Consider the following 5,805-nt stretch of genomic DNA (forward strand, 5'->3'; position numbering starts at 1 on the left):
GTAAAGGCTACGAGCAACGAGCGACAAAACAACAGAGGCCAGTGCGTTGCCGATTACTCACCAAGCAACGCTCGTTGTGCTTTCGGCAGCTTGGCAACGACAAGAGCATAAGAGCGTTCACACAAGTCTTGAATCAACCCATCCTCGACATCACCGTTAAAATAAACCGTTATCCAATGACGCTTATTTAAGTGATAACCCGGGATAATATCCGTAAACTGCGACGTTAAGACTTCTCCATCTTCTGGTTTTACTTTTACGCTGACATACTCCCGACCGTTTCTCTCTGCAATGATGGCAAACATCTTGCCTTTGATTTTGTATACAAGCGCTTCAGGCCCAAATGGGAAATCGCTTTCTGCACACATGAAGGTACTTAAGTATTGTTCTAGTTCTTTGCTTTTCATATCCCCTGCCTCCTTCTGCGTTCTCATTCAAATTGTGGCAATAGCAATTTTAACGCCTGGTTAACCTGCTCTTTTTCATTGCCTTCTAAACCATGCAATAACGATTGCTGAACGTCTACATGCTCCAAAATTAGCTTGTCAATTAAGGTTAAGCCTTGCCCTGTTAGTTCAACGGTGACGCTACGTCGGTCTTCTTTACTATGGGTTCTGGTGATAAACCCTTTCTTCTCTAGTTTATCTAAGCGATTAGTCATCGCACCCGAAGTGAGCATCATCGACTCCATTAACGCTGAAGGAGTAAGCCAATATGGTGAACCAGCTCGACGCAGTGTCGCTAACACATCAAATTCACCCATTTTCAGGTCGTACTTCTTATGTAGCTCGGCGACCCTAGATTCCATGTGTTTTGCAATTCGCATTAGTCGACCCATTATTGCCATCGGTTCAGTGTCGAGGTCTGGCTTCTCCCTAGCCCACTGCTCTACCACTCTATCAATTGCATCCATTATTTCTCTCCAAACATCATATATTTTTTATTTTAACATAAAGATACTTTACAAAAAGCCACCTTGCCGATATCGTTACATTTAATTATCTCTACATAAAGATATTTAACATGAACATTTTACTTGCGATGATTCCTGCCTTTTTTTGGGGGACGACTTACGCTGTTACTCAGTTTACTCTACCGGACTGGCCTCCCGTTTTACTTGGCGCTCTAAGGGCACTGCCTGCGGGTCTTTTGTTGCTGGCAATAAAGCCCTCGTTTCCAAAAAGAAGTGAGTGGAAGGTGCTGCTTGTTTTAGGAACCATCAACATCGCTTGCTTCTTTGGTCTCATTTTTGTCATGGCTTTGACGCTTCCTTCTGCCATCTCTGGTGTTGGTATGGTTTCGGTCCCCGTTTTTGCGATGCTGTTTGGTTGGGCGGTCTACAAACGTCAGCCTAGTGGCATTCAAGCGATAAGCGGCGCAACTTTGATTGCTTTAGCTTGGTTCTTATTTGATCCTAGCTCTATTTCTCTCGAACCCGTGGGCTTACTTGCGATGATCTCCGCCATTATGTGCATCGTGATAGGAAGTAGCGTAACAAAGTCACTAGGTACAAAAATGCACTGGTGGACAGTGCTAACATGGCAGCTCATTTTGGGTGGCGTGATTATGTCTATCGCAACAAGTGTGCTGGCGATAAACAATCCAGAGCCATATGTTACGGTCGTTCAGGACGTATCCATGACGAATATTCTAGGGTTACTGTGGGTAATTATTCTGAACACCGCATTAGGGTATGGCATGTATGTATGGTTATTACAGCGGATGTCGGTCGTAGATTTTACCTTTGGTGGTATTGCAAACCCAGTCGCAGGCATTGTTTCGGGCCTACTGCTATTGGGGGAAACGTTCACTCCTCTGCAATACAGCTTAATGCTAGGAATGATCGTAATGTCATTACTACCTCAGCTCATTACGTCGATCAAAGCGAAAAGAGCCGCACTCTCCTCCTAAGTAACGTTAATTCCTAACACTCTAAAAGTAATGAGAGTGTTAGGAACCCTCAAGTGTGACCCCATCAGCAGAAATCATCGCTAACCTAGGCAACTGACACCTTTAAAACGGTACGTTTTGACGTTATGGCTGTTAAGCGCTTGCAAGGTTAGTCAGGGGCTCTGGTTTAGCGTAAACATAACCTTGAATAAGGTAAATCGCATGCTGAGCCAGGTATTCGACTTGAGCCTGGCTCTCTACACCTTCTGCAATCATCTCACATTCCGCTTTGTTCGCTGCAGACACAATTGAGTCCAGCACTTTCAATTTTTGGTCGTCAGATCCTATTGGATCAATAAACATCTTATCCACTTTTAAACATCGGATGCCCAAATCTTGTAGGTAAGAAAAGCCACCATATCCGGTACCAAAATCGTCAATTTTGAACTTGTAGCCTTTATTCGTTAAATACAAAATCTCTTTTTTCGCGGCCTCAGTGTCTTTTACTGGTATTCTCTCGGTCAACTCAAAATGAATTCTATTCGAGATTGGCCAATTTAACTCCGACAGCAACTTCGTTAATACGCCTGACTCTAAATGGGAGGAAACAATATTGATGCTGACCCACGTATGCTCGGGCAAGTCACTTAAGTCTTGTATGATTTTACGAATAAGCTGATTGGTCATCGGGATAATCAGGCCACTTTCTTCTGCAGCACCAATAAACATATTTGGTGGCACCATTCCATCACGCCGCGACCATCGAATCAGAGCTTCGTATCCTACTGTCTTACCATCGCGACTATCGACAATCGCCTGGTAGTAAGGAATAAATTCTGCATTACTAATCCCATTTTCAATTAGACCAGTAATGGATTTTCTCAAGCTTTTACCAGATATGTATGCAAAGGCAGTCGCAAGACCAGTAAGCACACTTACAAGACCGCCCCACAAAAATACTCTTTCCTGAGCATAATTTTTAAGTTTTTCACCGCTGTATATCTTGATGAGCATGTTGGCTTGAGACTCTCCTGAAAAGAAAAACTCTTTTGAGAGTGCGTTTTCTTCTCCTGCAATATTCGCTTTGCCACGGCTTATCGTTAAATCACCAAATATTGGTTCATCATACTTAAACTCTACAAATAGGCAGTCTTTGCAAGGCGTTTTTATTACCTCGTTAACCCAACTGTTATCAAGCACCCAGAAAACTTCAACGTGTTCATTATCATAAATGACCATCCACTCTATTTGGTCATTCTGTTGCGGCAAAATAAGTGATGCGAAAAAGTTCTCATCCATCTGAAATCGTTCACTACTAGATGGGCGAGACACTTCACTACCAACCGTGGAACACGTTTTTCCGCCTTCTGTGGTCATCGCAATAAAACGAATGTAACGGTTATAAAAACGTGGGTCGCGTAAAGTTCTTACATCACTATCACTACAAGTAAAATCTAACTGAGCAATCTGCTTCACTATTGCTCCGTCCAAATAGGCAGACCTTTGATTTAAATAATCTACGTAAGCATCTATTTTCGACGCTTTTACCGAGTTGACGTAAAAGTTGGTTATCGAATGAAAGGCCACTACAAATATGGCGATGGGAACTAAGCCGAGTAAAATGGCATACCTTGTATTCTTTGTTATCAAAGTTCGTCCTGCTAATCTGTCAAGCAACCTAAGTGGGATATGAATACTATCTCATTTTTATAGTCCAAAAAGTGAGGAATGACGCTCAATAAAATTATAGACTCAAGTGGCTTTCAGATGTCGGGATTTAGAATGTGAGCACCAAACCACATTCGAGGAGAACAAAGTAGCGACTAAGTGAAAAGTAAGAACGAGCCCAACTGTTAAGTCATCCGTAATAAAAGTGACAACTTGGATCTTGAGCAATACTTTTTAGATAGGCAGCAGATACGCTAAAAAACAAAAAGGAAACGATTGATGCCAACCGCTTCCTTTATTTGTTATTGCTATTTAAAAGTGCGTGAATTACGCCACTTCAAGAATCACTTTTTCCAACTTATCTAGGCCTTCATTTAGCACGTCAGATTCGATGGTCAGTGGAGGTAACAGACGAATCACGTTCGCTTTTACTCCACAAGAAAGCAGGATAAGGCCGTTTTCTTGCGCTTTAGAAATCACCGCTTTGGTCATCTCTTGCAGTGGTTTGCCTGATTCTGGGTCAGTAAACTCAATCGCCATCATTGCACCAGTAGTGCGGATTTCACCGATAGCAGGTACTGACTGTTGCAGCTTAGTCATTCGTGCATTGACCACTTCACCAATGCCCATCGCTTTAGTGCACAAGTTTTCTTCTTCGATGATTTTCAGCACTTCAAGACCAGCAACACAACCGAGTGGCGAGCCTGCATAAGTACCACCTAAACCACCAGGCAGTGCGGAGTCCATTACATCCGCTTTACCAACAACAGCTGAGATTGGGAAACCACCAGCAATGCCTTTCGCCATTGTCATTAGATCGGGTTCAATGCCTAGGTGCTCCGTCGCAAACATTTTACCGGTACGGGCAAAACCCGTTTGGATCTCATCCGCAATCAGCATGATACCGTGCTTGTCACACAGCTGACGCAAGCCTTGTGCAAACGCTTCAGGTGCTTTGTAGAAGCCGCCCTCACCTTGTACTGGCTCGAAGATGATCGCCGCAACACGTGATGGTTCAATATCACAAGCAAATAGATCGTCGATCGCTTGTAAGCTTTGCTCAACGCTGATGCCGTGAAACGCATTTGGGTAAGGCGCGTGGTAGATTTCGTTCGGGAAAGGACCAAAGCCCGCTTTGTACGGCGCAACTTTACCAGTTAACCCCATCGTCATGTTTGTGCGACCGTGAAAGCCGCCTTTAAACGCTATCACGCCGCTACGGCCTGTATGAGCGCGTGCCACTTTTACGGCATTTTCGACCGCCTCGGCGCCAGTGGTTAGAAAGATCGCTTTCTTCTTAGTCTCACCTGGTACAAGTTCTGTCAGCTTTTCAGCCAGCTCTACGAATGACGCGTATGGCGTAACCATCGCACACGTGTGTGAGAAATTGTCCAGCTGAGCTTTTACCGCTTCGCTAATGCGCTTGTGAGAATGCCCGGTGTTAGTTACCGCGATACCCGCTGCAAAGTCTATGTATTTGTTGCCTTCGATATCCCATACGTAAGCGTTTTCTGCTTTCTCTACGTAAAGTGGGTACAGTGCGCCCATGCCTTGAGCGATAACTTGGCTTCTTCTTTCGTGCAGTTGTTGATTTGTCATTGTTTTGTCCTTAATTAGTTGCCGCCAAAGCAGAGATATTTCACGTCCATATATTCATCGATACCTTGTTTTGCTCCTTCGCGTCCGATGCCGGACTGCTTAACACCGCCGAAAGGAGCGACTTCAGTAGAAATCATGCCTTCGTTAATGCCAACCATGCCGTATTCGAGCGCTTCTGCGATTTTCCAAACACGGTGAATGTTTTGGCTGTAGAAGTACGACGCAAGACCGTAGATGGTGTCGTTCGCCATTTCGATCAGCTGTGCGTCACTGTCAAAACGAATCACTGGTGCGACAGGACCAAAGATTTCCTCAGAGACAATCTTCATGTCGTGAGTAACGTCTTTGAGAACCACTGGCTGCATAAATAGACCATCGAGCTTTTTAAGTTCTGAAACCGGCTTCGCGCCTTGCTCGATAGCACCATCGATCAACGCTTGAATGCCTTGCTTCGCTGACTCGCTGATCACTGGACCAATGTTGACCCCCTCTTCCAATCCGTTACCAACTTTGAGCTGCTGAACCGCAGCGTCAAACTTAGCAACGAACTCGTCATACACTTTGCTGTGTACGTAGAAACGGTTCGCACACACACACGTTTGGCCTGCGTTACGGAACTTCGACGCCATCGCACCCGCCACGGCTGCA

6 protein-coding genes are annotated in these 5,805 nt (G+C 44.6%); 1 reads left to right on the forward strand and 5 read right to left on the reverse strand.

Annotation, left to right across the window (positions count from 1 at the left end):
- Nucleotides 1-53: 53 nt before the first annotated feature.
- Both IQR33_RS26420 and IQR33_RS26425 read right to left on the reverse strand, forming a co-directional pair.
- Nucleotides 54-407: an MmcQ/YjbR family DNA-binding protein gene (locus IQR33_RS26420; RefSeq protein WP_017633985.1), complete on the reverse strand. Its 354-nt coding sequence runs from the start codon at nt 405-407 to the stop codon at nt 54-56.
- Nucleotides 408-430: 23 nt separating this feature from the next.
- Entirely contained in the window at nt 431-913 is a 483-nt protein-coding gene (locus tag IQR33_RS26425) for a MarR family winged helix-turn-helix transcriptional regulator (RefSeq protein WP_193837417.1), read from the reverse strand.
- 110 nt (nt 914-1,023) lie between these two features.
- Between IQR33_RS26425 and IQR33_RS26430 the strand changes: the two genes are divergently transcribed.
- Nucleotides 1,024-1,911 carry a DMT family transporter gene (locus IQR33_RS26430; RefSeq protein WP_042522534.1) on the forward strand — a complete coding sequence of 296 codons (888 nt, stop codon included), beginning with the start codon at nt 1,024-1,026 and terminating at the stop codon, nt 1,909-1,911.
- 132 nt (nt 1,912-2,043) lie between these two features.
- On the opposite strand, the gene IQR33_RS26435 is transcribed toward IQR33_RS26430, so the two are convergent.
- The 3 genes from IQR33_RS26435 to IQR33_RS34470 form a co-directional block, all read right to left on the reverse strand.
- Nucleotides 2,044-3,540 (reverse strand): EAL domain-containing protein, encoded by a 1,497-nt coding sequence (locus tag IQR33_RS26435; protein WP_228009998.1) that lies wholly within the window; start codon nt 3,538-3,540, stop codon nt 2,044-2,046.
- 345 nt (nt 3,541-3,885) lie between these two features.
- On the reverse strand, nt 3,886-5,157 hold the full coding sequence (gene gabT / locus IQR33_RS26440) for a 4-aminobutyrate--2-oxoglutarate transaminase (protein ID WP_193837419.1): 1,272 nt from the start codon (nt 5,155-5,157) through the stop codon (nt 3,886-3,888).
- Between the two features lie 14 nt (nt 5,158-5,171).
- Nucleotides 5,172-5,805 (reverse strand): aldehyde dehydrogenase family protein (locus IQR33_RS34470; protein ID WP_228014158.1); only part of this gene is annotated, 634 nt, incomplete at its 5' end.

Source organism: Vibrio sp. OPT46 (assembly GCF_015163535.1).
Taxonomy (GTDB): Bacteria; Pseudomonadota; Gammaproteobacteria; order Enterobacterales; family Vibrionaceae; genus Vibrio; species Vibrio alginolyticus.

Bases quoted from the DNA above. Each gene is read 5' to 3' on its own strand.
- IQR33_RS26420 (WP_017633985.1), bottom strand. From the start codon at position 407: ATGAAAAGCAAAGAACTAGAACAATACTTAAGTACCTTCATGTGTGCA.
- IQR33_RS26425 (WP_193837417.1), bottom strand. From the start codon at position 913: ATGGATGCAATTGATAGAGTGGTAGAGCAGTGGGCTAGGGAGAAGCCA.
- IQR33_RS26430 (WP_042522534.1), top strand. From the start codon at position 1,024: ATGAACATTTTACTTGCGATGATTCCTGCCTTTTTTTGGGGGACGACT.
- gabT (WP_193837419.1), bottom strand. From the start codon at position 5,157: ATGACAAATCAACAACTGCACGAAAGAAGAAGCCAAGTTATCGCTCAA.